The sequence below is a fragment of the Pseudomonas sp. SbOxS1 genome (assembly GCF_013416725.1).
Taxonomy (GTDB): domain Bacteria; phylum Pseudomonadota; class Gammaproteobacteria; order Pseudomonadales; family Pseudomonadaceae; genus Aquipseudomonas.
The window spans coordinates 1-1424 of the sequence record NZ_JAAVXC010000081.1 but is presented as its reverse complement, the minus strand read 5'-3'; the positions used below and the strand labels follow the sequence as shown (position 1 = coordinate 1424).

The 1424-nt window shown below is 63.0% G+C and carries 1 protein-coding gene and 1 pseudogene; both read left to right on the top strand.

From position 1 onward, the window contains the following. A pseudogene (locus HFK74_RS32910) lies at positions 1-814 on the top strand (ABC transporter permease); the annotation flags it as partial. A gap of 11 nt (positions 815-825) precedes the next feature. Beyond that, positions 826-1424 (top strand): ABC transporter permease subunit (locus HFK74_RS32905; protein ID WP_180207228.1); only part of this gene is annotated, 599 nt, incomplete at its 3' end.

Below are 1424 nucleotides of genomic sequence, written 5' to 3'. Positions count from 1 at the left end.
GAAATGCACGCTCAGGCAATGGAACGCCTTGGTCTGAACAAACCCCTGTATGCCCAGTACCTGGATTACATCGGCAAACTGGCCCACGGCGATCTCGGGGAATCCCTGCGTACCCGTGAAAGCGTCTGGAACGAGTTCACCTCCCTCTTCCCCGCGACCCTGGAACTGTCCATGGCCGCCCTGTTGTTCGCCGGTATCCTGGGCCTGCTGGCCGGGGTGATCGCGGCACTCAAGCGAGGGTCCCTGTTCGACCACGGGGTGATGGGCATCTCCCTGGCGGGATACTCGATGCCGATCTTCTGGTGGGGCCTGATCCTGATCATGTTCTTCTCGGTCTCCCTGGGCTGGACCCCGGTCTCCGGGCGGATCGACCTGCTCTATGACATCGAGCCGCGNNCTGCACCACCTGATCCTGCCGGCCATCGTGCTCGGCACCATTCCGCTGGCGGTGATCGCGCGGATGACCCGTTCGTCGATGCTCGAAGTGTTGCGTGAAGACTACATCCGTACCGCCAAGGCCAAGGGCCTGTCGCCGTCGCGCGTGGTGTTCGTGCACGGCCTGCGCAACGCGCTGATTCCGGTGCTGACCGTGGTCGGCCTGCAAGTCGGCACCCTGCTGGCCGGTGCGGTCCTGACCGAAACCATCTTCTCCTGGCCGGGCATCGGCAAATGGCTGATCGAAGCCATTGGCGCCCGGGACTACCCGGTCGTGCAAAACGGCATCCTGTTAATCGCCTGCCTGGTGATTCTGGTCAACTTCGTAGTGGACATCCTCTACGGCTTTGCCAACCCACGCATCCGTCATCAGCGCTGAGGTCAATAACCATGAGCACTCCAACATCCTCAGTAGCCACCGCCACCTCCGCCGTGGATCAAAGCCTGCTGTACCCCTCGCCGTACAAGGAATTCTGGCAAGCGTTTTCCAAGAACAAAGGCGCCGTTGCCGGCCTGATGTTCATGCTGCTGGTGATTTTCTGCGCCATCTTCGCCCCGTGGGTTGCGCCCCATGACCCGAGCGAGCAGTACCGCGACTTCCTGCTCACCCCGCCAGCCTGGCTGGAAGGCGGGCAGATCCAGTTCCTGCTGGGTACCGATGAACTGGGTCGCGACCTGCTGTCGCGCCTGATCCAGGGTTCGCGCCTGTCGCTGCTGATCGGTTTGTCTTCGGTGGTGATGTCACTGATCCCGGGGATCCTGCTGGGCCTGCTCGCCGGCTTCTTCCCCAAAGCCGTCGGCCCGACCATCATGCGCCTGATGGACATCATGCTGGCCTTGCCATCGCTGCTGCTGGCCGTGGCGATCGTCGCCATCCTCGGCCCTGGCCTGATCAACACCGTGATCGCCATCGCCGTGGTGTCCCTGCCGTCCTATGTGCGCCTGACCCGCGCCGCGGTCATGGGCGAGCTGAACCGCGACTACGTGAC